The following is a 21,685-nucleotide window of genomic DNA, read 5'->3' as shown; positions in this document are numbered from 1 at the left end:
TTCCAAATTAAAAACGCCGCAAAAACTGCGGCAGGGGATGAAATGTCATGATCGTCGTCGAGGACTTGCATAAGCACTTCGGCGGGTTCCACGCGGTGGACGGCGCCTCGCTGGAAATCGCCAAGGGGTCCATAACCGGTTTGATCGGCCCGAACGGTGCCGGAAAAACCACTCTTTTCAACGTAATCGCAGGTGTTCTGGAACCGACCTCAGGCCGGGTCACCATGGACGGTGAGGATATCACCGGCCTGCCGCCGCATGAGCTGTTCCACAAGGGCCTGCTGCGCACCTTTCAGATCGCGCATGAGTTCTCCTCGATGACCTGCCGGGAAAACCTGATGATGGTGCCCGGCGCGCAGTCGGGGGAGAGCCTGTGGAACACCTGGTTCGGCCGCAAGCGGATTGCTGACGAGGAACGCGCGCTGCGGGCCAAGGCCGACGAGGTGCTGGAGTTCTTGACCATCAGCCATATCGCGGACCTGAAGGCAGGCCAGGTCTCCGGCGGCCAGAAGAAGCTGCTGGAACTGGGCCGCACCATGATGGTGGACGCCAAGATCGTCTTCCTCGACGAGGTCGGCGCCGGTGTGAACCGCACCCTGCTCTATACCATCGCCGATGCGATCAAGCGCCTGAACGAGGAGCGCGGATATACCTTCGTGGTGATCGAGCACGACATGGAATTCATCGGCCGCCTGTGCGACCCGGTGATCTGCATGGCCGAAGGTAAAAAGCTTGCCGAAGGCACCCTGGACGAGATCAAGGCGAACGAGCATGTGATCGAGGCCTATCTGGGTACCGGTCTGAAAAACAAGGATAAGCTGGAGGCGGACGCATGAGCGATAACCCCTACCAGGACGATCACGGCAACAAGGACGCCTCGATCACCAACCTGAAGGGCATGGGCACAATGCAGCCGGCCCATCTGAAAAGCGGCCCCACGCACAAGGTCGAGGGCGGCCCGTTCCTGATCGGCGACACGATGACCGGCGGTTATGGCAAGGGTCCGGACATCCTGCATGACTGCACCATCGCCGTCGACAAGGGCGAAATCGCGGTGATCGTCGGCCCCAACGGCGCCGGTAAGTCGACCGCAATGAAAGCGGTGTTCGGGATGCTGAACGTGCGCTCCGGCGCGGTGCGGCTGGACGGCGAGGACATCACCCAGCTCACCCCGCAGGACCGGGTAATCAAGGGCATGGGGTTCGTGCCCCAGACCAGCAACATCTTCACCTCGATGACGGTGGAGGAAAACCTGGAGATGGGCGCGTTTATTCGCACCGATGATTTCCGGGATACTATGGAGCAAGTCTATGACCTGTTCCCGATCCTGCGCGACAAGCGCAACCAGCCGGCCGGTGAGCTGTCTGGCGGCCAGCGCCAGCAGGTTGCAGTAGGCCGCGCGCTTATGACGAAACCGAAGGTTCTTATGCTGGACGAACCGACGGCGGGTGTGTCCCCCATCGTGATGGATGAGCTGTTCGACCGCATCATCGAGGTTGCCCGCACCGGGCTGCCGATCCTGATGGTGGAGCAGAACGCCAAGCAAGCGCTTGAGATCGCGGACAAAGGCTATGTCCTGGTACAGGGGCGCAATGCCTATACCGGCACCGGCAAGGAGCTGCTGGCCGATCCCGAAGTGCGTAAGTCGTTCTTGGGGGGGTGAGGTTAATGACTGGAAATTTCTGCCAAGCCGTCGGCTCCACTTCGCTGGCAACTGCCGCAATTTGCGCTTCGGCTCAAACCGGCTGGGCGTTTTTCGATCCGACGTATGCGTGTGAAGTCAAAGCGCCACAGGTAATTGCGACTGAAGGCGGTGAAATTCTTGAACTCCAGGCTAGAGACAGTGTCACTGTTCAATACTTTCACTTCTGTGATGACGATTACTGTCCTGCTCACGTCCGGGCTCCGAAAGGCACTGGCTTTTCTGCTTGGAGCAGCGCTTTTACTTCCGACACCTCTCGGCTGCCAACAGACAAGGTAGAAGGCCGCCGGGGTGGGAACGTAACTTGGCATCACGCAAATAACGGAGACCGTAGCGATATGGTCAAAATCCAATTGGATTGCCAGTCGGAAGCGGGGCTTTACTGATGGATCTTCTCAACGCCCTCGTGGCGCTTACCAACTTTGTTATTGTCCCCGGGCTGGCTTATGGCAGCCAGCTGGCGCTTGGCGCGCTGGGGGTGACGCTGATCTACGGGATCCTGCGGTTCTCGAATTTTGCCCATGGCGACACCATGGCGTTCGGCGCGATGGTCACAATCCTGATCACCTGGGCTTTCCAGTCCATGGGGATCAGCGCAGGCCCGCTGCCGACGGCGCTGCTGGCGCTGCCCTTTGGCATTCTGGGCACCATCGGCCTGGCGCTGCTGACCGATAAGACCGTCTACCGGTTCTACCGCCAGCAAAAGGCAAAGCCTGTGATCTTCGTGATGGTCTCGCTTGGTGTGATGTTCATGATGAACGGCATCGTGCGCTTTATCATCGGCCCCGGCGACCAGCGGTTTGCCGATGGCGAGCGTTTCATCATCAAGGCGCGCACCTTCAAACAGATGACCGGCCTGGATGAAGGCCTGGCAATCAAGACCACCCAGGGCATCACCGTGATCACCGCAATCATCGTGGTGGCGGTGCTGTTCTGGTTCCTGAACAAGACCCGCACGGGCAAATCCATGCGGGCCTACTCGGACAACGAGGATCTGGCGCTGTTGTCGGGCATCAACCCGGAGCGCGTGGTGATGTACACCTGGATGATCGTGGCGGCGCTGGCGACCATTGCCGGGGTTCTCTATGGCCTCGACAAGTCGTTCAAACCCTTCACCTATTTCCAGCTGCTGCTGCCGATCTTTGCCTCTGCCATCGTTGGCGGCCTCGGCAACCCGATCGGGGCGATTGCCGGCGGGTTCATCATCGCGTTTTCCGAAGTGACGATCACCTATGCCTGGAAGAAGGTTCTGACCTATGGCCTGCCGGAGAGCCTGGCGCCTGACGGGCTGGTTCAGCTCCTCAGCACCGACTACAAGTTCGCGGTTTCCTTCGCGATCCTGATTGTCGTCCTCCTGTTCAAGCCCACCGGCCTTTTCAAAGGGAAAGCGGTATGACCGATACTATGAAACATACCCTTCTTTTCGTCTTTGTCGGCGTGATGATCCTGCTGGAAGGCATGACCGACTTCCTGTTCTTCTCCGGCTCCTGGAACTCGGCGCTGGTGATCCTGAACATGGGGCTGATCTCGGCCATCATGGCGATTGGCGTGAACATCCAGTGGGGCTTTGCCGGGCTGTTCAACGTCGGCATCATGGGCTTTACCGCGCTTGGCGGGCTGGCCGTGGTGCTGACTTCCACACCGGTGATCCCTGCGGCCTGGTCTTCGGGCGGCGTCAGCATCGTAATGGCCTTGGTCATGGGTGCGATGACAATCGTGGCCGCGGTGATGATCACCAAGAACATGCCAGCGGGTAAATTCAGAACGCTGGTCCTGCTGGCTGTTCTGGTCACCGGCTTCTTTGTTTACCGCGCGATCTTCGACCCGGCGGTCAGCTCGGTCGAGGCGATCAACCCGGCGCTGCAGGGCAATATCGGCGGCCTGGGCCTGCCGGTTCTGCTGGCCTGGCCCGCGGGCGGTCTGCTGGCGGCCGGCGCGGCCTGGCTGATCGGCAAGACGGCCCTGGGCCTGCGCTCGGACTATCTGGCCATTGCCACTTTGGGCATCGCCGAGATCATCATCGCGGTCTTGAAGAACGAGGACTGGCTGTCGCGCGGCGTGAAGAACGTGGTCGGCCTGCCCCGCCCGCTGCCCTATGAGGTCGATCTGCAGAACGATCCGTCCTTTGTGGAGCGTGCGGCAAGCTGGGGCATGGACCCGGTCACCGCCTCGACCGTCTACGTCAAGGCGGGTTATGCGGTGATGTTCGCGGTGGTTCTGCTGGCGCTTTTGTGGATGGCGCAGATGGCGCTGAAAAGCCCCTGGGGCCGGATGATGCGCGCGATCCGCGATAATGAGACCGCGGCCGAAGCCATGGGCAAGGACGTCACCCGCCGCCACCTGCAGATCTTTGTGCTGGGTTCCGCAATCTGCGGCATTGCCGGCGCGATGATGACCACACTGGACAGCCAGCTGACGCCGGGCACCTACAACCCGCTGCGGTTCACCTTCCTCATCTGGGTGATGGTGATCGTGGGCGGTTCCGGCAACAACTTTGGCGCGGTGCTGGGCGGCATGCTGATCTGGTTCTTCTGGATCAAGGTGGAACCGATGGGCATCCTGCTGATGGAGCTGGTGACCGCAGGCATGGCCGACGGCAGCGCGCTGAAGGCGCATCTGATGGAAAGCGCCTCGCACATGCGGCTGTTCACCATGGGGCTGATCCTGCTCCTGGTGCTGAGGTTCAGCCCGCGCGGCCTGATCCCCGAAAAGTAAGAACGCACGGGCCCTGTCTGGATGATCCCAGGCAGGGCCCTGCACTTTTTCAAGACGGTCGCAGTTTATTCGATTGATTGCCGTCAGACCGAAGCCCCGATGAAGCCCACGCCTCAGGTTTTCCTTAAAATTGGAAAATACCTGCCTCATTTTCTTAACTATCAGGTGCTAAGCAGTTCACTAATAACAAAGAGGCACGGTTCCATGCGCAATACTCTGACTCTCTTTCTGATATCCGCGGCGGCGGCCGCATTGTCCGGCTGCGTTTCGCCAGAGCAGTTTGAAACCACTCCGGTGCAGCTCCAGACAAGCAAAGGCATCGTGACTTGTCAGCTTTATACCAAGGACCGGGTTCTTTGGGACCGCTCGATCGACCGCCCCGCGGCCATGTCGGTGCAGGAGGCTGACGCGATCTGCAAGCAGGAAGGGCAGCGGCAAAAGGACGGCGTCTGATCCGCACTTTTGCAAAATTTGGCTAACCCCTAACGGCCCTTGAACAGGCTGCCGAGGATGCCGCGGACAATGCGGCGTCCTGTCGTGCCTTTCAGCTCCTTGATCACCGCTTCCGACATCGCAGAGGCAAAGCTGTCCTTCTGGCGGTAAGAGCGGGACGAGGACCGGCTGACCCGTGTTCCGGAATAGCGGCGGCCAGCGTTGAACTCACGCGCCGCCGGTTTCGGCGACTCTTCTGCTGCGGTTTCGGCCGCTTCAGCTTCCTGGGCCGCGGCCTGCGCCCGTTGGGCAAGGATCTCATGTGCTGACCGCCGGTCCAGAGTCGTCTCATATTTTCCGGCCATATCGGACGCTTTGAGCATGGCCGCCCGCTCCTGCGCGGTGATTGGCCCCAGCTGGGAACTTGGCGGGCGGATCAAGGTCCGTTCCACCACGCCAGGCACGCCCTTCTTTTGCAGCATCGAAGTGACCGCCTCGCCGACACCGACCTCGCGGATCGCCTCTTCGGTCGAAAACCGCGGGTTCTCGCGGTAGGTTTCCGCGGCCAGCCGCAGGTTCTTGCGGTCCTTGGCGGTGAAAGCACGCAACGCATGCTGGATGCGGTTGCCGAGCTGGCCCAGGATATCCTCGGGCACATCGGCAGGGTTCTGGGTGATGAAATACACCCCCACGCCCTTTGACCGGATCAGCCGGGCCACTTGCTCCACTTTGTCGATCAATGCCTTGGGGGCATCCTCAAACAGCAAATGCGCTTCGTCAAAGAAGAAGACCAGGCGCGGCTTGTCTGGATCGCCAACCTCAGGCAGTTCCTCGAACAGCTCGCTGAGGAGCCAGAGCAAGAATGTTGCGTAGAGGCCCGGTGCGGCCATCAGTTTATCCGCGGCCAAGATGTTGACCATACCCCCGCCATTTGAATCGCAGCGCATCAGGTCGCTGAGCTCTAGCGCCGGCTCCCCGAACAGACCGGCACCGCCCTGGTTCTCCAGCACCAGAAGGCGGCGCTGGATCGCGCCGATCGACGCGGGTGAGACGTTTCCGTAGCGCAGGGACAGCTGGCTGCGGTTTTCGCCGATCCAGACCAGCAGCGCCTGCAGGTCCTTGAGGTCCAGGAGCGGCAGCCCTTCTTCGTCGGCAAGCCGGAAAGCGATGTTCAGAATGCCCTCCTGCGCCTCGCTGAGTTCCAGCAGCCGCGACAGCAGCAATGGGCCCATTTCGGCAACCGTTGTGCGTACGGGATGGCCCTGCTCCCCGTAGAGATCCCAGAAGGTGACTGGACAAGCGTGGTAGCTGTAGTCAGCAAACCCGATCTTTTCCGCCCGGGAGGTGAAGGCGCCATGCAGTTTGTGGCTGTCCGTACCTGGTTTTGCCAGGCCTGACAGGTCTCCTTTCACGTCCGACAGGATCACCGGCACGCCGGCATTGGAGAACCCTTCGGCCAGGATTTGCAGTGTCACCGTCTTGCCTGTGCCGGTTGCGCCGGCAATCAGCCCGTGGCGGTTGGCATAACTCAGCGCCAGCCCCTGCGGTGTGCCGTAACCCTCTCCGCCGCCACCCAGAAAAACCCATTCTTCCATGCCTGCCCCCTGCTTGTGCTTTGCGCCTGTGGATAACAATACAAAGTTAACTTTTCAGTGCGATAGTCAATCTTGCCCGCCCCTGCACATGCGGTTGCCGCGGCGGACATTTCCTCCCTGTCAGACTGGGCCGTGCCTCGTGCACGGCCTTCTTTTTGGCGAAACTGCCTGCAAATCGGGCAGCTGGCACCGCAACCTCTCGCGATTTCCGGCAATTTTCGCCAAATCGTGGCTGTGCTGTATTTTTTTGAACTTGCATGTTGACCGATGGCCAGCCCTTTCGTAACGTCCTACGCAATAACTAAGTCGGCCAGTCCGACGGGGAGACGCAAACACGAAAAAGGGGGCCATCGGGTTCCCTTTTTTGTTCTTATTCAGCACCTTCCACGATTGAGGCGGTTTGAGCGGAATTCCCCGCTGATCGTCTGATATTGACCTGACACTGTCCGGACAGCGTGTTACACGCGAGAGCAGCGTCTGTAGAAAAATGAGGCATTCATGTTGAAGTCCCTGACCCCGATTACGCTGGCCGCAATGCTGGCAATGGCCGCGCCGCTGGCGGCGCAGGAAACGGCAGCGGAAGAGGAAGCCGCCGGGGCGGAAACCGCAGAACAGGCTGAGCAAACCGAACAGGCGGAGCAAGGCGAGCAGGCGGAATCAACCGCGGATCAGCTCCTTGACCTGGGGGAGCCGGTCAGCAACGGCCCGCAGCTTGGTCAGCGTTATTCCAAGGAAAAGCACGGCGACTGGGATCTGGCCTGCATCAAGACCGAGGGCGAAAGCGACCCCTGTTCGCTGCTTCAGATTCTGTCGGGACCGCAAGGCAACCCGATTGCCGAGGTTTCGTTGTTCCGGATCGAGCAGCAGGGCGGCCAGGCGGTTGCCGGTGCAACCGTGATTGTTCCGCTCGAAACCCTGCTGCCGGCTGCGCTGACCATCTCGATCGATGGCGCGCCGGCCAAGCGCTATAACTATTCCTTCTGCAACCAGCTGGGCTGTGTGGCGCAGATCGGCCTGACCCAAGGCGACATCGACGCCTTCAAGAAAGGCAAGGAAGCCACCCTGTCGCTGCGCCCCGCACCGGCGCCGGATCAGGTGGTGGAGATGAAACTGTCGCTGAGCGGGTTTACCGCAGGCTACGACGTAGTGGACGTGGTCAAGCAGTAACGCCAGCCACCCGCCATAACCCAGAAACGCCGCGTCCCCCCTGGGCCGCGGCGTTTCCATTTTCTAGGTCTTCAGACCTTGCGCAGGGCCAGCACCGCGTTCAGCCCGCCAAAGGCAAAGGCATTAGACAGTGCAACCTCGACCGAGGCCTCGCGCGCCTCGTTCGGGACCACATCCAGGTTGCATTCCGGATCCGGCTCCTCATAGCCGATGGTCGGCGCAATCACCCCGTCTCGCAGCGCCATGATGCAGGCCAGCAGTTCCACCGCTCCGGTGCCGCCGATCAGGTGGCCGTGCATGGATTTGGTGGAGGAGATCATCAGGCTGTCCGCGTGCGGGCCGAAGACATCCGCCACCGCAGCGCATTCGGTCTTGTCATTGGCGGCCGTTCCGGTGCCATGCGCGTTGATATAGCCGACCTCTGAAGCGCTGACGCGGGCATCCTGCAGCGCGCCGGCAATGGCCCGCGCGGCGCCCTGCTTGCTGGGCATGACGATATCGGCGGCATCCGAGGACATCGCAAAACCGATGACTTCGCACAGGATTTCTGCGCCGCGTTCCTTGGCGTGATCATATTCCTCGAACACGAAGACGCCGGCGCCTTCGCCCTGCACCATACCGTTGCGGTTGGCGCTGAAGGGGCGGCAGGCGTCCTTGGACATCACCCGCAGGCCTTCCCAGGCTTTTACGCCGCCAAAGCACAGCATCGATTCCGAGCCGCCGGTGATCATCACCGGGCTCATCCCCGTGCGCACCATTTGGAACGCCTGCGCCATCGCATGGTTGGAGGACGCGCAAGCGGTGGAAACGGTAAAACTCGGCCCCTTGAGGTTGAACTGCATCGACACATGGCCGGCCGCGGCATTGTTCATCAGCTTGGGCACCACAAAAGGATGCACCCGGTTTTTGCCGTCCTCGTAGACGCTGCGGTAGTTCTCATCCAGCGTCTGCATACCGCCGCCGGAGTTGCCCAGAACGACACCGGCCTTGGCCGACAGCTCGCCATGAAACTCCAGGCCGGATTGTTCGATAGCTTCCTTGGCTGCGGTCAGGGTGAACTGGGTGAAGCGGTCATAAAGGCTCATCTGCTGCCGGTTGAAGCGGCCTTCGGCCTCGAACCCGCGGACCTGGCCGCCGATGCGGATCACCAGCCGGTCCACATCGCGGAACTCCAATTCTCCGATGCCGCAGCGGCCTTCCCGCATGGCCTCCAGCGTGGCCGGCACCGAATGGCCCAAAGCATTGATAGTCCCGGCCCCGGTAATGACAACGCGCTTCATGAGTGGGCTTACGCCTTTTCCGTGATCAGCTTGTCGATGCCTTCGACGATGGCCGCGACATTGGAGATGTCAAAGTCGCTCTTCTCGGGCTCATTGGCATTGAAGGGAATCGAAATGTCGAACTCCTCTTCAATGGCAAAGATGCTTTCGACCAGCCCCAGGCTGTCGATGCCAAGCTCCGCCAAGGTACTGTCGAGGGTCACATCCGACGGTTCCAGAACCGCCTGTTCGGCAATGATTGCAATGACCTTGTCCTGCGTGCTCATGAAAGGATCCCCGATTTTCTGCCTGAAGCTGATGTAAGTATGCGGCCGCTACTTGAAAACAGCCTTTTTTAACAATTCGATGTCACGCATCAGCCGCGGCAGCCGGCGCTGTGCCTTATACATCTCAGTGTGCGTCTCCATCTTGACGCCCGGGTAGCCCATGATCACGCGGCCCGCAGGCACGTTCGACAGGATCTTGGTTCCGCCGCCGGCAATCACCCCGTCGCCGATGAAGATGTTGTCGACCACACCGCACTGGCCGCCCAGAACAACGTTGTTGCCGATGTCCACCGACCCGGAGATCCCTGTCTGGCCGCACAGCAGGCAGTCATTTCCGACGCGGGTGTTGTGGCCGACGTGAACAAGGTTATCGAGTTTGGTGCCATTGCCGATCACGGTGTCGCGGATGGTGCCGTTGTCGATGGTGCAGTTGGAGCCGAGCTCCACATCATCACCGATGGTGACAGCGCCCAGCGAATGAATGCGGACCCAGGATTGTGCCTTGGCCTCGCCTTGGTCGCCCAAGGTCTTGCGGGCGTTTTCGGCGCCGGAGACCTCCGGCGTCACATAGGAGAACCCGTCGCCTCCGACTCGCGCTCCCGGCTGAGCGCGGAAGCGGTCCCCAATGGTGGAGCGGGCGCCGATCGAGACCATCTCGCGCAGCTGGGCCTCCGCACCGATCACCGCATCCGCACCGATAAAGCAATGCGGGCCGATGACGGATCCCGCGCCAATCCTGGCACCGGCCGCAACAACTGTCAGCGGTCCCACAGAGACGCCCTCGCCCAGCTCGGCGCTGGGATCAACGACGGCGGAGGGGTGAATGCCTGCGGGGAACCCCTGTCCGCGGTCCAGCATGGCGGTCACGCCGGACATGGTCATCCGCGGACGCGTCGCAAAGATCGCGGCCTTGAGCCCGAAAGACTGCCAGTCCGCGCCTTCCCACAGCACTGCAGCCTGGGCGTTGCCTGCCTGCAGGCCTTCGGCGTATTTCGGCGCCATCGCCATGGCAATCTGGCCGGCTTCAGCATCCTGCGGTTCAGCCGCGCCTGCAATCTGCAGGTCCAGGTCGCCCTGGGCTTCAGCGCCCAGGGACTCGGCGATCTGGCGGATAGTGAACATGGCAGGCCCTTTCAGAATAATCCTGTATGGGCCCGGTATTTACCCTTGAACGCTGGGCAGCACCACCCCTGCCCGTTCCAGCGCGGCCCAGATCTTGGCGTCGCGGCCATAGACATCGCGGCGGAATTCCGCACGGCCTTTGCTGGACACAACCGCGGTCCGGTAGATGATATGCACCGGCACCTTCTGCTCCAACTCGACCTTGGTTTCCCGGCCGCTGTTAAGGATGCGGTGGAAGAAGGCCTTGGGGTCTTCGGTCTGGCGCGCCAGCAGCGCATAGGCAAATTCGAACGGCTGCGCGAGACGGATGCAGCCGTGCGAGAAGGCGCGCACTTCACGGGCAAACAGGCTCTTTTGCGGGGTGTCGTGCAGATAGATGTTGTACTTGTTCGGGAACATGAACTTGACCAGACCCAGCGCATTGCTGCGGCTGGGGGGCTGGCGCATGGAATAGGGGAAGTTCCGCGCTGTGTACTGCGAAAAATCAGCAGAGCTGCGGTTCACCACCCGGCCGCGGCGGTCGGTGATCTGGATATGGCCCACGGCATTGGGGTTATTTCGCAGCTTGGGCAGGTATTCCTTGGTGATGATCGAGCGAGGCACATACCAGCTCGGATTGATCACCATATGCTCCATCTCATCCGAGAATTCGGGGCTGCGCCGGTCGTGGGTGTTCTTGCCGATAACTGAGCGGGTTTCAAAAGTCACATCGCCGTTGTCGACGATTTTGGCGGTGAAATCGGTCTGATTGACCAGGATGTGGCGCTCGCCCCGGTCCGGGGTCAGCCAGCGTTCCCGCTCCATTGCGATAATCACCGATTTCAGACGGTCGCTGACCGGTTTGTTGACCTCTGCCAGGGTGCCGGCGCCTGCCACGCCATCTGTCTCCAGTCCATGATCCGCCTGAAAGCTCTGCACCGCCTGAACCATCGCGGCGTCATAGCTGCGTGCGGCGCTGCGCTGCAGATAGCCCATCGCCATCAGCCGGTTGCGCAAGGCAATGACCGCCGGTCCCTGCTCACCAGGTTCCAGCTTCTTGGCCTGCACCAAGGGGCCCCAGCCGCCGGCGGCCAGAACCTGCTCCAGACGCAACTTTTCGCGCATCAGTCCGCGGTATTGCGGGGATGCGGGCACCAGGCTGCGCATATAAGCAAAGGGCTGGGCGTCGCGGATGCCGGCAAGGAAGCTGGCGCCGTCCACAGTATGCTTCTTGCGCACCATGCCATCATCAATCCGCGACGGCACCAGAAGGCCGGTCTGCAGGTCGGTGGCATAGTCCACCAGCGCCTTGCTCAGCGCCGCCTCAACCATGCCGATGTCGCGGGAGGTGCGGGCCTCCCGCATCTGCTCCAGCAGGGCGTTGACCTCCGCAGAGCGATCCGGCAGCCCATGCGCGCGGGTGTCGTTCAGCGCGGCCAGCAGCGCGTTGCGGCGTTGGAGAGACGCTTCATCCGATCCGGTCCAGATCGCCTGATAACTGTTCTCCCGGTAAAAACTGGCGACCGCTTCGTCGGTTGAGGCCGCTTCAGCCACGGCCTGACGGAAGGCCGCCGGTATATCTGCCTGCGCCGTGCCGGCGGTGGTTCCGGCAGCCAAGCCGCTCAAGGCCAGAGCAAACAGCCCTGCCTTGAGCCCCGGCAAAAAATATCCAGCGGATGCGCGCGTCATAAATCTCCGGTCCTTGTGCCGTTTTTTCCAATTTTGGCAGTGCCTATCTGAAATTCTGGTAAATGCCAGCCTGCGTTGTCCACTCACAATCGCGAAAAGTTAACCCTGATGCACCGTTGCCGCGTCTATGAAACCCGCCTGCAACAGTCGCGGGGAAAAGTTCCATCGCCCTCCCCTTTTGCGCAAGAAATCGCCGAAAAACCGGTCATACGTTACAGTGCGGCAAAGAAATGTTGGAACAAGATTCTCACTGTGCCATACATGCCGCACGTTAACTAAGAGCGTTGACGAGCCCGTAACATCGGGCGTTTAGGCAGGACTAACAGCGTACGGGACGGCGCAGTATCAATGGCAGAAACCACGGGCACGGGGATCTCCCGGCGTTCTCTTTTGGGTGTTTTTGCTGCAACCGCAGTGACAGCAGCCCCAACCTTCTCAAGTGCAGCAGGCTTCTTGCGCGGCGGCGGTGATATCCGGCGCATCCGCATGTATTCCGGCCGCACTGGCGAGCGTGTCGACATGGTGTATTGGATTGACGGCCAGTACATCAAAGACGCGGTCAAGGAAATCAATCACTTCATGCGGGACTGGCGCACGGATGATGTGAAGGAAATCGACCTGCGCACCATCGACATCATGGCGGCGTCTCACAACCTTCTGGATGTGAATGAGCCCTACATGCTGCTGTCGGGCTACCGCAGCCCCAAGACCAACGCCATGCTGCGCAGCCGCTCGCGCGGGGTGGCCAAGAACTCGCTGCACATGCGCGGCCAGGCTGCTGACTTGCGGCTGGCATCGCGGTCGGTGTCGCAGATGGCGAAAGCCGCCGAAGCCTGCCGCGCCGGCGGTGTCGGTAAATACGCACGCTCCAACTTCGTGCACATGGATTGCGGTGTTGTCCGCACCTGGCGCGGCTAATCAGCCCCTCCATTGCAAGAATGCAAGCCTGCCCGTCCCGGGGCGGGCTTTTTTTGTCTTCGCCGATGCCATCCCTGATTACACAAGCCTATCTCAGGAAATTGGAAACAGGCAGTTTTTCCCGTTGCAGAGGTAGCAAAGCACGGGTATACCCCGGCTTAACGACGCACCTGTAGCTCAGCTGGATAGAGCGCTGCCCTCCGAAGGCAGAGGCCAGAGGTTCGAATCCTCTCAGGTGCGCCATTTCACCGCAAAAGCTCTCCAATCCTTACGACCTTTAAGGTTTCGTAAAGAGCGTGATGCTAGCAACGCTGCTGATATCTCCCGATGCGGCCAGTGAGGCAGAATGGTACATTCCAACTCTATTTTCCGGACTGCAGAACCGACAGAGCCCCGGCTTCGTCTGAACTTGCCCTGCGTTGTCAATCTGTCCGGATCCAAACAGGAAGCCACGGTTTACAACATCAGTTACAGCGGTTTTGCCATCCGCCTTCCCGAAGGCCACGAAACTTTCGCTCTGGCAGATCTGAACTCGGTCACCATCGGGGATATCGGTGAGTTTGAAGTTCGAACCCGGTGGCGCAAGGACGTGAGAATTGGCTTCAAGTTCTACAGCAAGCGCGGCGCCCGGCCAGAACTGGATGCATATTTCACCCGTATCGGCGAGTACCCGACCTGATACCACGAACACTGTCCTGGATGCTGGGCCAAAGTCAGCTTTGAAGCGCGGCAGTGAGTGCGGCCAGAATTTCTGTCTGCCGCTTGGACTTTCCCTGACTGGCAGGCCAGGTCAGCCAATAGCCGTCGATGGTGGCCAGTTCAGGCGCGCCGGCACTTTCCAATTGCCCGGTGCGCAGAAGATTGGCTGCCAGAGCCGTGGACCCCAGGACCACGCCCATTCCCAGCCGCGCCGCCCGCAATGCGTGACCCATGGAATCGACTGAAACGGCTCCCGCTTCCGGCACGGCTTCCCCCGTTACCCGGGCCCACTCAGCCCAGCCGGGGCGTTCGCCGCGCAGTTCGATTGTCGGCAGGTTCCGCCAGTTTTTCGCATGTTCCGGTGCCGCCATCGGGTGCAAAACTTCATTTGCCAGAAGAACGCCGTCGCGCCCTTGCCAGCCGCCGCGCCCGAAACGGATGTGCAAAGCCCCGTCAGCGGCCTCAAAGTCCAGCCGCTTGGGCACAGTCTCTGTAACCAGCCGCACGTCCGGATAGGATTCAGAAAACGCAGCAAGCCTCGGCAGCACAAGCATTTCCACGTGCGACGGCAAACCCGCAATCCGAAGTTCACGTACCGTTTGGCCGAACAGGTTCTCGGTTCCCTGCTCCAGCGCGCGTAGGGAGTCATGCACCAGCGGCAAATAACTTTCGCCGTCCACGGTCAGCGTTACCCCGCGAGCGGAGCGGATAAACAGCTGGCGGCCCAGCCAGGATTCGAGATTGCGGATCCGCTGGCTGACCGCGGCCTGGGTGGCTCCGAATTCTTCGGCCGCGGCGGTGAAACTGCCGTGCCGGCCCGCCGCCTCAAACACTTTGAGCCAATCAAGCGGCGGCAGCCCCTGTTTGGTGATTTTCTTTGGCATTAGAAAACCTAACTCTCGAACCCTGAATTCCGTCGTTCTCTTGATGGCTCAGCCGCGGTACCAGCGCAAGGAAGAACCAAGCCAACCGGAGAAACCCCATGCCCCGTTCCGTGACCGCTGACGCATCCGGCAGCTTTCTGACCCTGACATTCGACGACGGCAGCCAAAGCCGCTTTCACGCGATCTGGCTGCGGGACAACGCGCTGGATCCCGAGACCCGCGACCCTGGCAACGGCCAGCGGCTGATTACCATTGGCGACATTCCGGCGGATACCAAAATCAGCACTGCTCTGGTGGAAGACGGCGAACTGACCGTGACATTCTCCCCCGGGGGCAAGACCGTTACCTTCCCCGGAAACTGGTTAAAGTCCAACGCATATGACGTTGAAAAAATAACTGATTTTGGCCGGACGGCTCCGGGCGTCCAGACTTGGGACAGCGGCCAGCCGGCCCCGGCCTTTGACTGGAACGAAGTACAGTTCGAGCCGGAGATCAAGCGCAACTGGCTGGATGCCATCGCCCGCCTTGGCTTTGCCAAGCTGGTGAACGGCCCGGTGCGCGAGGGCGCACTGATTGATTGTGCCGCAATGTTCGGTTTTGTGCGTGAGACCAACTATGGCAAGTACTTCGAAGTGCGGACCGAGGTGAACCCGACCAACCTGGCCTATACCGGCCTGGGCCTGCAGGCGCATACCGATAACCCCTATCGCGATCCGGTGCCCAGTTTGCAGATCCTCTATTGTCTGGAAAACTCCGCCGAGGGCGGTGACAGCATCGTGGTGGACAGTTTCCGCGCGGCCGGGCGCCTGCGCGAAGAAGACCCGGAGGGCTTTGCCCTGCTGGCAGGCTACCCGGCCCGGTTTGAGTACAAGGGCTCTGACGGGGTCCATCTGCGCTCGCGCCGCCCGATGATCGAACTGTCGCCCGATGGCGAGATGATTGCGGTGCGGTTCAACAACCGGTCCTCGGCGCCCTTCGTCGACATTCCCTTTGAGAAGATGGAAGCGTATTACGCCGCCTACCGCCGCCTGGGCGAATTCATTGACGATCCAGAAATGGGCGTGTCGTTCAAGCTGGAGCCCGGGGAAAGCTTTATTGTCGACAACACCCGCGTGCTGCACGCGCGGCTTGGCTATTCCGGTGCAGGGTCGCGCTGGCTGCAGGGGTGCTACGCCGACAAGGACGGGCTGCTGTCCACCCTGAACGTGCTGAACGCCCAACTGGAGGGTTGAGACATGAGCAAGCCGGACGTCAGCAAGCTGAACCGCGAAAACATCGTTGAGTTCATTGGCGGAATCTTTGACCGCCGCGGGGACGAGGAATACCTGGGTGAGCCGGTCACCATGGCCGAACACATGCTGCAAGGCGCCACGATTGCCGAGCAGAACGGCCAGCCGGAAGAAATCATCGTGGGGGCTTTGCTCCACGATATCGGCCATTTCACCAGTGAGTTCGGGACGTTCTCAATGAACGACACCGAAGACCGCTTTCACGAGCAAGCTGGTGCCAAGGTGCTGGAACGGTTCTTTCCTTCGGTAATCACCGATTGCGTACGCTATCATGTGGCCGCGAAACGTTACCTCTGCGCGACCAGGCCGGAATACTTCAACCGGCTGTCAGAGGCTTCCGTGCACTCGCTGAACCTGCAAGGCGGGCCGATGAACGCTGAGGAAGTGGCGGAGTTCGAGAAGAATCCGAACCTAAAGCAGATTATCGCAGTGCGGTATCTGGATGAGGCCGGCAAGCGCGCGGATATGGAAACCCCGGACTATTGGCACTTTGCACCGATGGTGCAGCGTATGGTCGATAAACATCTAGGTTCGGGAAATTCCGCAAGATAAGCGACCCGCGGGATCTCTTGGGATCCCAAGGCTGTTACCAAGCTGGAGAATGCGAAACGGCGCCGTGACGGGCGCCGTTTTCTTTTCGGTCTTAATCTTAGATCAGGCAAACAGCTCATGCGCCAATTCCAGCGCATTGATCAGCGTGTCGACCTCATCCTTGGTGTTGTAGAGGCCAAAAGACGCGCGGCAGGTTGCGGAAACCCCCAGGTGATCCATCAGGGGACCGGCGCAATGATGGCCCGCACGCACCGCGACGCCTTTCTTGTCCAGGATGGTGGAGATGTCATGAGCATGCGCGGCGCCTTCCATGGTGAAACTGAAAATCGCTGCTTTTCCCGGCGCTTGTCCCTGCACGTTGATCCAGTTCAGACCGGTCAGCCGCTCCATCGCATAGTCACGCAGGACGCCCTCGTGCTTGGCAATGTTCTCCATGCCAAGGTTCATCATGTACTCCAGCGCCACGCCCAGACCAATGGTCTGAACAATGCCCGGCGTGCCCGCCTCGAACTTCATCGGCGGATCATTGTAGATGACCTGCTCCTTGTGGACTTCTTTGATCATGTCGCCGCCGCCGATAAACGGGCGCATTTCGGCCATGCGCTCGGGCTTGATGTAGATCGCGCCGGACGCGGAGGGGCCATAGAGCTTGTGGCCGGTGATCGCATAGAAATCGCAGCCGATGTCCTGCACGTCGACCGGCATGTGGACCGCGCCCTGCGAGCCGTCGACCAGCACCGGCACACCCTTGGCATGGGCGCCTTGGGTGATGGCTTTGACGTCCACCACAGTGCCCAGGACATTTGAGCATTGGGTGACCGCTACCAGTTTGGTCTTGGGGGTGATGGCGTCAATGACCTTCTGCGGATCGAGGCTGCCGTCGGCCTCGGTATCGACCCATTTCAGCACTACCCCCTGACGCTCCCGCAGGAAGTGCCAGGGCACGATGTTAGCGTGATGCTCCATCACGGACAGGATGATCTCGTCGCCGGCCTCAAACCGGGGCATCGCCCAGCCATAGGCAACAAGATTGATGCCCTCGGTAGTGCCGGAGTTCAGCACGATGGTGTTTTCGTCGCCCGCATTCAGGAACCGAGAAATAATGCCTCGGACAGCCTCATACTTTTCGGTCGCGAGGTTGGAAAGGAAGTGCAAGCCACGGTGAACATTGGAATATTCTTCCGCATAGGCCTTGGTCACCGCGTCAATCACCACTTGCGGTTTCTGGGCAGACGCACCGTTGTCGAGATAGGTCAGCGGCTTGCCGTTCACCTCACGTGAGAGGATCGGGAAGTCGGCACGGATTTTTTCGACGTCATACATTTTCGGGCAGTCCCAGATTGGCTGGGCCGATCAGACCCACGATGAAGAGTAGAGCAAACACCAGGATCAGGCTGGCCATCAAAACCACCCCAAGCGAGCGCCAGACGGAGCCGAACCTGTGCGCCGCGTTGACGAAATGCAAGAGGATAAAGAACACTACGATATTGGCGGCAATGTTGAGCAGCGCCGCCAGCGCCGGAAGGACCAGGAACACCGCCACAATGGCACCATTCAACGCGGCCTGCAGCAATTGCAGCCAGGTGATCAGCGCCAGCAGCGACGGCAGGTCACCCTGCCCGCCCAGCCAGCGGCCTGTGGTTGCCAGCATTGCAATGAAGCTGAGTTGCAACACCAGAACCACTGCGAAATACGCACCGGGCGCAAACCGTGGCAGCAAGACTTCCGGCGGCAGCGGGAACAGAACCTGTTGCAGGGTGTAGACGCAGGTGTTCAGCACCACGGACAGCAGAAATGCGGTCCACAGCGCTTCCCGCGGCCAATCGCGCGCCAGGATCTGCATCGCGGCATCGCGCGGAGACTTGATTGTCAGCAGGGCAAAAGCAGCCAGAGCGTTCATGACTTTGTCCAATACCCTTGGATCATGCCGGAAATCCAGAACCACAGAAAGACGGCGCACCACAGTGCCCCCACCAGGTTCAGCGCCGCACCGGCGCCGATGAAACCGGCCACGAGGCCGTTCAGCAGGATCAGCGGGCTTGAGGCCAGAAACGCCCAGAACAGCGCAAGCCGGGCCCGATAAGCATCACCCTGCCCGCCCGCGGCCCGGGCAACCCAATGCGCAACCAGTGCCAGGACGTAAAGAAGCAGCGGCGCGATAAAGACGATGCCCAGCAGCGCGCCGCCCAAAAGCATGTTGAGCTCCTGACCGGTCAGATGCGCCTCGCGGGCCAGTTTCGGCATCTGCGCCACAAAGGTCAGCACGCAGCCGGCGATCAGGAACACCAGCAGCCGGTCTTCGCGCGCGCCCATGCTGAGAAGCCGCGCAAAAACCTTGCGCGGCCCCTTGTAGGTTGCGGGGATATCCGTGGTGACGGACATCAGCGGCGCCGGGCCAGCCAGCCTTCGAGGCGGGAGACGATGTCGGCGGCAATCTCCGCATCTTCGATCTCATCCACCGCTTCGGCCAGGAAGGCCAGCGTCATCAGGTCAGTGGCCTCTGCGTGCGGCACCCCGCGGGAGCGCAGGTAGAACAGCCCTTCCTCGTCGATCGCGCCGGAGGTCGAACCGTGCGAGCAGGCCACGTCGTCAGCGTAGATCTCCAGCTCCGGCTTGGCCAGGAACTGGCTGTCGTCGTCCAGCAGCAGCGACTGGGAAATCTGATATCCGTCAGTCTTTTGCGCGCCTTCCTTCACCAGGATCTTGCCCTGGAACACACCGGTTGCACCGTTGCGCAGCACCTTTTTGAACACCTGACGGCTTTCGCAGTTCACGGCGTCATGAGTGATAAACACGGTGTCGTCGTGGTGGAAGTCGCCGTCGCCGACGCAAGCGCCTGCTATATGGGCCACCGCGTCATCGCCGGTCAGCTCGATCACTGCCTCGTTGCGGGTCAGCACGCCGTTCACGGTCAGGGTGAAAGACTTGAACACCGACTCGGTGCCCAGGCGGGCAAACAGGTGGGTGGCCGCACGGCGCTCATGGTCACGGCCCTGGGCGCGCACCAGATGCAGCTTGCCGCCGTCGGCCACGTCGATCTCCATGCACTTATTAAAGCGCGAAGCCGCCGGGCCGTTTTCCAGAATAGTCACCTCGGCGCCGGTCTCGACGCGGATCACGTGATGGAGGATCGCGTCGGAGTTTTCGTCCGAATGCACATAGGTGAAGTTGATCGGCTTAAAGACCTTGCCAGTGACCCGGATCGCCACGCCATCGCTGGCAAAAGCGGTGTTCAGCGCCGCCAGCGGACGTTCGACCGGGGTCTGCCCGCGTGCTTCAAGAACACCGTACAAGTCTTTGGCCCAATGGATATCCTTGCAGCAGATATCCTCGATCCGGTCGATGGTGACACCTTCCAGCGACAGATCGTCGGAGGCTTCCGCATCGAAAACGCCATCGACGAAAACGATGTTCAAACGCTCAAAGGCACTGAACATTGGGGCTTCATCGGCGTCGAACACCGCCGCCTTGGGCGCGCCGGCCTGGACCAGCGTGTCCGGCTTGGTGTATTTCCAGTACTCGTCGCGGCGGCTGGGCAGGCCCATGGTCTGGACCCGCGACAGCGCGGCCTCGCGGGCCGCCTTGAGGCAGCCGCTTTCCGGCAGGCTCAGCGCTGACAGCCGTGCCTCGGTTGCGCTTTGCTTGACTTCGGGCAGGGCCATTTATGCCTCCTCTGCCAGGATGCCGGCGTAGCCGTTGTTTTCGACCTCCAGCGCCAGCTCGGGGCCGCCGGTCTTGACGATGCGGCCGTTGGCCAGGATGTGCACCACGTCCGGTTTGATGTGGTCCAGCAGACGCTGGTAGTGGGTGATCACCAGGAAGCCGCGGCCTTCGTCACGCAGGGCGTTCACGCCTTCGGCCACCAGCTTCATTGCGTCCACGTCCAGACCGGAGTCGGTCTCGTCCAGGATGCACAGCTTCGGCTCCAGCATTGCCATCTGCAGGATCTCGTTGCGCTTTTTCTCACCGCCGGAGAAGCCGACGTTGACCGGACGCTTCAGCATCTCGGCGTCGATCTTCAGGGTTTTGGCCTTGGCGCGCACTTCCTTGAGGAAGTCGGAGGCCGACAGCTCTTCCTCGCCGCGGGCCTTGCGCTGTGCGTTTACCGCGGTGCGCAAGAAAGTCATGTTGCCGACGCCGGGAATTTCGACCGGGTACTGGAACGCCAGGAACATGCCCGCCGCGGCGCGCTCTTCCGGCTCCATGTCCAGGATGTCTTCGCCTTCCAGCTCGGCAGAGCCTTCCGTCACCTCATAGCCATCACGGCCTGAAAGGACATAGGACAGGGTCGATTTGCCCGAGCCGTTCGGCCCCATGATCGCATGCACCTTGCCCGCTTCGACGGTGAGGTCGACGCCGTTCAGGATCTGCTTGTCTTCGTCTTCAAGCTTGACGTGCAAGTTTTTGATTTCGAGCATTTTTGCCTCTCGCATAGTACTGTTCCGGCAGCCGTCGGCGCCTAGAAGGTTTTGGTGTAAAGCGTCAGGATCTGGGTCAGATCCCGGCGCGGAAGTTCATCGGGGAGCAGCTCGAACCGGGCCATGCGGCCGCGGATTTCAACCGGCTTCACCCATCTTTCGACCTGCTTGTACAGCGCCCGCCCCGCATAATCGTCAAACAGGACGGTGACCGGCTGTTCCGTCCGCAGCATGACGGTCAGAAAGCAGGCCGCGCGGAAGCGGCCGTCAATCAGGACCAGATCCGGTGCCTCAAAGGTTTCAAGATCCCATACGGAGTTCGGATACTGGTGAAACCGTCGCCACATGTCATTGTTCAGCGGCCGTCCCCACTTGCCGGTTTTGCCGATATTGGCATGGTGCAGATACACCTCGGACTTGGCCCCGGCCTGACGCAAGTACCGCTTCATCATGCGGTACCACATCTTGTCGGACTCAACGGAGAAGACCTTTTTCCCGCTCAGCTCGGACGCCAGCACGGTTGATCCGCCGCTGCCGTATTCCAGGATGACATTTGCCGCCTGGTAATGGCTGCACACCCATTCCGCCTCTTCCGGCGGCAGGGTGAGCGCCGGGCGCTCGATCAGCTGCTCGTCCTTGGCCATCTCCAACTCCCGGCCCTTAGCCCAGCTTAACGGCCGTGCCGCTGGCCGAGACCATCAGCATGGATTGACCGACCACCTCATAGTCGAGGTCGACGCCCACGACCGCGTTTGCGCCTTTGGCCCGGGCGCGGTCTTCCAGCTCTGCTAGCGCGGTTTCGCGCGCGTCCTGCAGCTTGCTTTCATAAGCGCCGGAGCGGCCGCCGACGATGTCAGTGATCGAAGCAAAGACATCCCGCACCACATTGGCGCCCATTATCGCCTCGCCCACCACGATGCCCTTGTATTCGGCGATCTGGTAGCCTTCGACAGTGTTTGTGGTTGTGACGATCATGCT

24 protein-coding genes and 1 tRNA gene are annotated in these 21,685 nt (G+C 60.8%); 12 read left to right on the top strand and 13 right to left on the bottom strand.

Features of this window, described 5'->3' with window-relative positions; translation table 11 throughout:
- The first annotated feature begins 47 nt into the window (after window positions 1-47).
- From AC4HIX_RS00315 to AC4HIX_RS00290, 6 genes are all read left to right on the top strand, one after another.
- The gene (locus tag AC4HIX_RS00315; protein ID WP_058286880.1) at window positions 48-836 is read left to right on the top strand and encodes an ABC transporter ATP-binding protein; all 789 of its coding nucleotides are present in this window, start codon (window positions 48-50) and stop codon (window positions 834-836) included.
- Entirely contained in the window at window positions 833-1,663 is an 831-nt protein-coding gene (locus AC4HIX_RS00310; protein ID WP_490397415.1) for an ABC transporter ATP-binding protein, read from the top strand. The genes AC4HIX_RS00315 and AC4HIX_RS00310 overlap by 4 nt, the downstream gene beginning before the upstream one ends.
- Before the next feature lie 5 nt (window positions 1,664-1,668).
- Complete coding sequence (locus AC4HIX_RS00305; protein WP_490397414.1) at window positions 1,669-2,088, top strand: hypothetical protein; 420 nt, start codon at window positions 1,669-1,671, stop codon at window positions 2,086-2,088.
- Window positions 2,088-3,098 (top strand): branched-chain amino acid ABC transporter permease, encoded by a 1,011-nt coding sequence (locus AC4HIX_RS00300; protein ID WP_490397413.1) that lies wholly within the window; start codon window positions 2,088-2,090, stop codon window positions 3,096-3,098. Before AC4HIX_RS00305 ends, AC4HIX_RS00300 begins: the two co-directional genes overlap by 1 nt.
- On the top strand, window positions 3,095-4,417 hold the full coding sequence (locus AC4HIX_RS00295) for a branched-chain amino acid ABC transporter permease (RefSeq protein WP_490397412.1): 1,323 nt from the start codon (window positions 3,095-3,097) through the stop codon (window positions 4,415-4,417). The genes AC4HIX_RS00300 and AC4HIX_RS00295 overlap by 4 nt, the downstream gene beginning before the upstream one ends.
- 204 nt (window positions 4,418-4,621) lie before the next feature.
- Window positions 4,622-4,870, top strand: coding sequence for a hypothetical protein (locus AC4HIX_RS00290; protein ID WP_490397411.1), 249 nt, complete (start codon window positions 4,622-4,624; stop codon window positions 4,868-4,870).
- 29 nt (window positions 4,871-4,899) lie between these two features.
- Here AC4HIX_RS00290 and AC4HIX_RS00285 read toward each other — a convergent pair whose 3' ends face one another.
- Window positions 4,900-6,444 carry a helicase HerA-like domain-containing protein gene (locus AC4HIX_RS00285; protein ID WP_490397410.1) on the bottom strand — a complete coding sequence of 515 codons (1,545 nt, stop codon included), beginning with the start codon at window positions 6,442-6,444 and terminating at the stop codon, window positions 4,900-4,902.
- Between the two features lie 498 nt (window positions 6,445-6,942).
- Here AC4HIX_RS00285 and AC4HIX_RS00280 point away from each other — a divergent pair, with 498 nt between their 5' ends.
- The gene (locus tag AC4HIX_RS00280) at window positions 6,943-7,611 is read left to right on the top strand and encodes an invasion associated locus B family protein (protein WP_490397409.1); all 669 of its coding nucleotides are present in this window, start codon (window positions 6,943-6,945) and stop codon (window positions 7,609-7,611) included.
- Between the two features lie 71 nt (window positions 7,612-7,682).
- On the opposite strand, the gene AC4HIX_RS00275 is transcribed toward AC4HIX_RS00280, so the two are convergent.
- Genes AC4HIX_RS00275 through AC4HIX_RS00260 form a run of 4 tightly spaced genes read right to left on the bottom strand, consistent with a single transcriptional unit; the run spans window position 7,683 to window position 11,947 of the window.
- Window positions 7,683-8,891 carry a beta-ketoacyl-[acyl-carrier-protein] synthase family protein gene (locus AC4HIX_RS00275; protein ID WP_490397408.1) on the bottom strand — a complete coding sequence of 403 codons (1,209 nt, stop codon included), beginning with the start codon at window positions 8,889-8,891 and terminating at the stop codon, window positions 7,683-7,685.
- A gap of 8 nt (window positions 8,892-8,899) precedes the next feature.
- Window positions 8,900-9,157: an acyl carrier protein gene (locus AC4HIX_RS00270; protein ID WP_490397407.1), complete on the bottom strand. Its 258-nt coding sequence runs from the start codon at window positions 9,155-9,157 to the stop codon at window positions 8,900-8,902.
- Window positions 9,158-9,205: 48 nt separating this feature from the next.
- A complete protein-coding gene (gene lpxD / locus AC4HIX_RS00265) occupies window positions 9,206-10,279 on the bottom strand; it encodes a UDP-3-O-(3-hydroxymyristoyl)glucosamine N-acyltransferase (protein ID WP_490397406.1) in 1,074 nt (357 codons plus the stop codon).
- A gap of 39 nt (window positions 10,280-10,318) precedes the next feature.
- Window positions 10,319-11,947 carry a L,D-transpeptidase family protein gene (locus tag AC4HIX_RS00260; RefSeq protein ID WP_490397405.1) on the bottom strand — a complete coding sequence of 543 codons (1,629 nt, stop codon included), beginning with the start codon at window positions 11,945-11,947 and terminating at the stop codon, window positions 10,319-10,321.
- Window positions 11,948-12,295: 348 nt separating this feature from the next.
- Here AC4HIX_RS00260 and mepK point away from each other — a divergent pair, with 348 nt between their 5' ends.
- The 3 genes from mepK to AC4HIX_RS00245 all read left to right on the top strand — a co-directional run bounded on the left by mepK (window position 12,296) and on the right by AC4HIX_RS00245 (window position 13,544).
- On the top strand, window positions 12,296-12,865 hold the full coding sequence (gene mepK / locus AC4HIX_RS00255; protein WP_475052158.1) for a peptidoglycan L,D-endopeptidase MepK: 570 nt from the start codon (window positions 12,296-12,298) through the stop codon (window positions 12,863-12,865).
- Between the two features lie 166 nt (window positions 12,866-13,031).
- Window positions 13,032-13,108 (top strand) — tRNA-Arg (locus AC4HIX_RS00250).
- Between the two features lie 103 nt (window positions 13,109-13,211).
- The gene (locus AC4HIX_RS00245) at window positions 13,212-13,544 is read left to right on the top strand and encodes a PilZ domain-containing protein (RefSeq protein WP_475052160.1); all 333 of its coding nucleotides are present in this window, start codon (window positions 13,212-13,214) and stop codon (window positions 13,542-13,544) included.
- Between the two features lie 34 nt (window positions 13,545-13,578).
- Here AC4HIX_RS00245 and AC4HIX_RS00240 read toward each other — a convergent pair whose 3' ends face one another.
- A complete protein-coding gene (locus tag AC4HIX_RS00240) occupies window positions 13,579-14,448 on the bottom strand; it encodes a LysR family transcriptional regulator (RefSeq protein WP_490397404.1) in 870 nt (289 codons plus the stop codon).
- A gap of 98 nt (window positions 14,449-14,546) precedes the next feature.
- On the opposite strand from AC4HIX_RS00240, the gene tmpA reads away from it, so the two are divergent.
- Together tmpA and tmpB are read left to right on the top strand one after the other, a co-directional pair.
- Window positions 14,547-15,680: a 2-trimethylaminoethylphosphonate dioxygenase gene (tmpA, locus tag AC4HIX_RS00235; protein ID WP_490397403.1), complete on the top strand. Its 1,134-nt coding sequence runs from the start codon at window positions 14,547-14,549 to the stop codon at window positions 15,678-15,680.
- Between the two features lie 3 nt (window positions 15,681-15,683).
- A complete protein-coding gene (tmpB, locus tag AC4HIX_RS00230; protein ID WP_490397402.1) occupies window positions 15,684-16,289 on the top strand; it encodes a (R)-1-hydroxy-2-trimethylaminoethylphosphonate oxygenase in 606 nt (201 codons plus the stop codon).
- A gap of 102 nt (window positions 16,290-16,391) precedes the next feature.
- Here the strand turns inward: tmpB and AC4HIX_RS00225 are convergent, their stop codons facing one another.
- Genes AC4HIX_RS00225 through AC4HIX_RS00195 form a run of 7 tightly spaced genes read right to left on the bottom strand, consistent with a single transcriptional unit; the run spans window position 16,392 to window position 21,682 of the window.
- Window positions 16,392-17,612, bottom strand: coding sequence for a cysteine desulfurase (locus AC4HIX_RS00225; RefSeq protein WP_490397401.1), 1,221 nt, complete (start codon window positions 17,610-17,612; stop codon window positions 16,392-16,394).
- Window positions 17,605-18,189 (bottom strand): YIP1 family protein, encoded by a 585-nt coding sequence (locus AC4HIX_RS00220; protein ID WP_475052172.1) that lies wholly within the window; start codon window positions 18,187-18,189, stop codon window positions 17,605-17,607. The genes AC4HIX_RS00225 and AC4HIX_RS00220 overlap by 8 nt, the downstream gene beginning before the upstream one ends.
- A complete protein-coding gene (locus tag AC4HIX_RS00215) occupies window positions 18,186-18,671 on the bottom strand; it encodes a YIP1 family protein (RefSeq protein WP_490397400.1) in 486 nt (161 codons plus the stop codon). Before AC4HIX_RS00215 ends, AC4HIX_RS00220 begins: the two co-directional genes overlap by 4 nt.
- Window positions 18,671-19,951: a SufB/SufD family protein gene (locus AC4HIX_RS00210; protein ID WP_490397399.1), complete on the bottom strand. Its 1,281-nt coding sequence runs from the start codon at window positions 19,949-19,951 to the stop codon at window positions 18,671-18,673. Before AC4HIX_RS00210 ends, AC4HIX_RS00215 begins: the two co-directional genes overlap by 1 nt.
- On the bottom strand, window positions 19,952-20,707 hold the full coding sequence (gene sufC, locus AC4HIX_RS00205) for a Fe-S cluster assembly ATPase SufC (RefSeq protein WP_490397398.1): 756 nt from the start codon (window positions 20,705-20,707) through the stop codon (window positions 19,952-19,954).
- 41 nt (window positions 20,708-20,748) lie between these two features.
- Window positions 20,749-21,351: a hypothetical protein gene (locus AC4HIX_RS00200; RefSeq protein ID WP_490397397.1), complete on the bottom strand. Its 603-nt coding sequence runs from the start codon at window positions 21,349-21,351 to the stop codon at window positions 20,749-20,751.
- 16 nt (window positions 21,352-21,367) lie between these two features.
- Entirely contained in the window at window positions 21,368-21,682 is a 315-nt protein-coding gene (locus tag AC4HIX_RS00195) for a YbjQ family protein (protein WP_490397396.1), read from the bottom strand.
- Window positions 21,683-21,685: the final 3 nt, after the last annotated feature.

This window comes from Leisingera sp. (assembly GCF_982940295.1).
The sequence above is the reverse complement of the archived record's forward strand: the minus strand, read 5'-3'. Positions and strand labels throughout refer to the sequence as shown.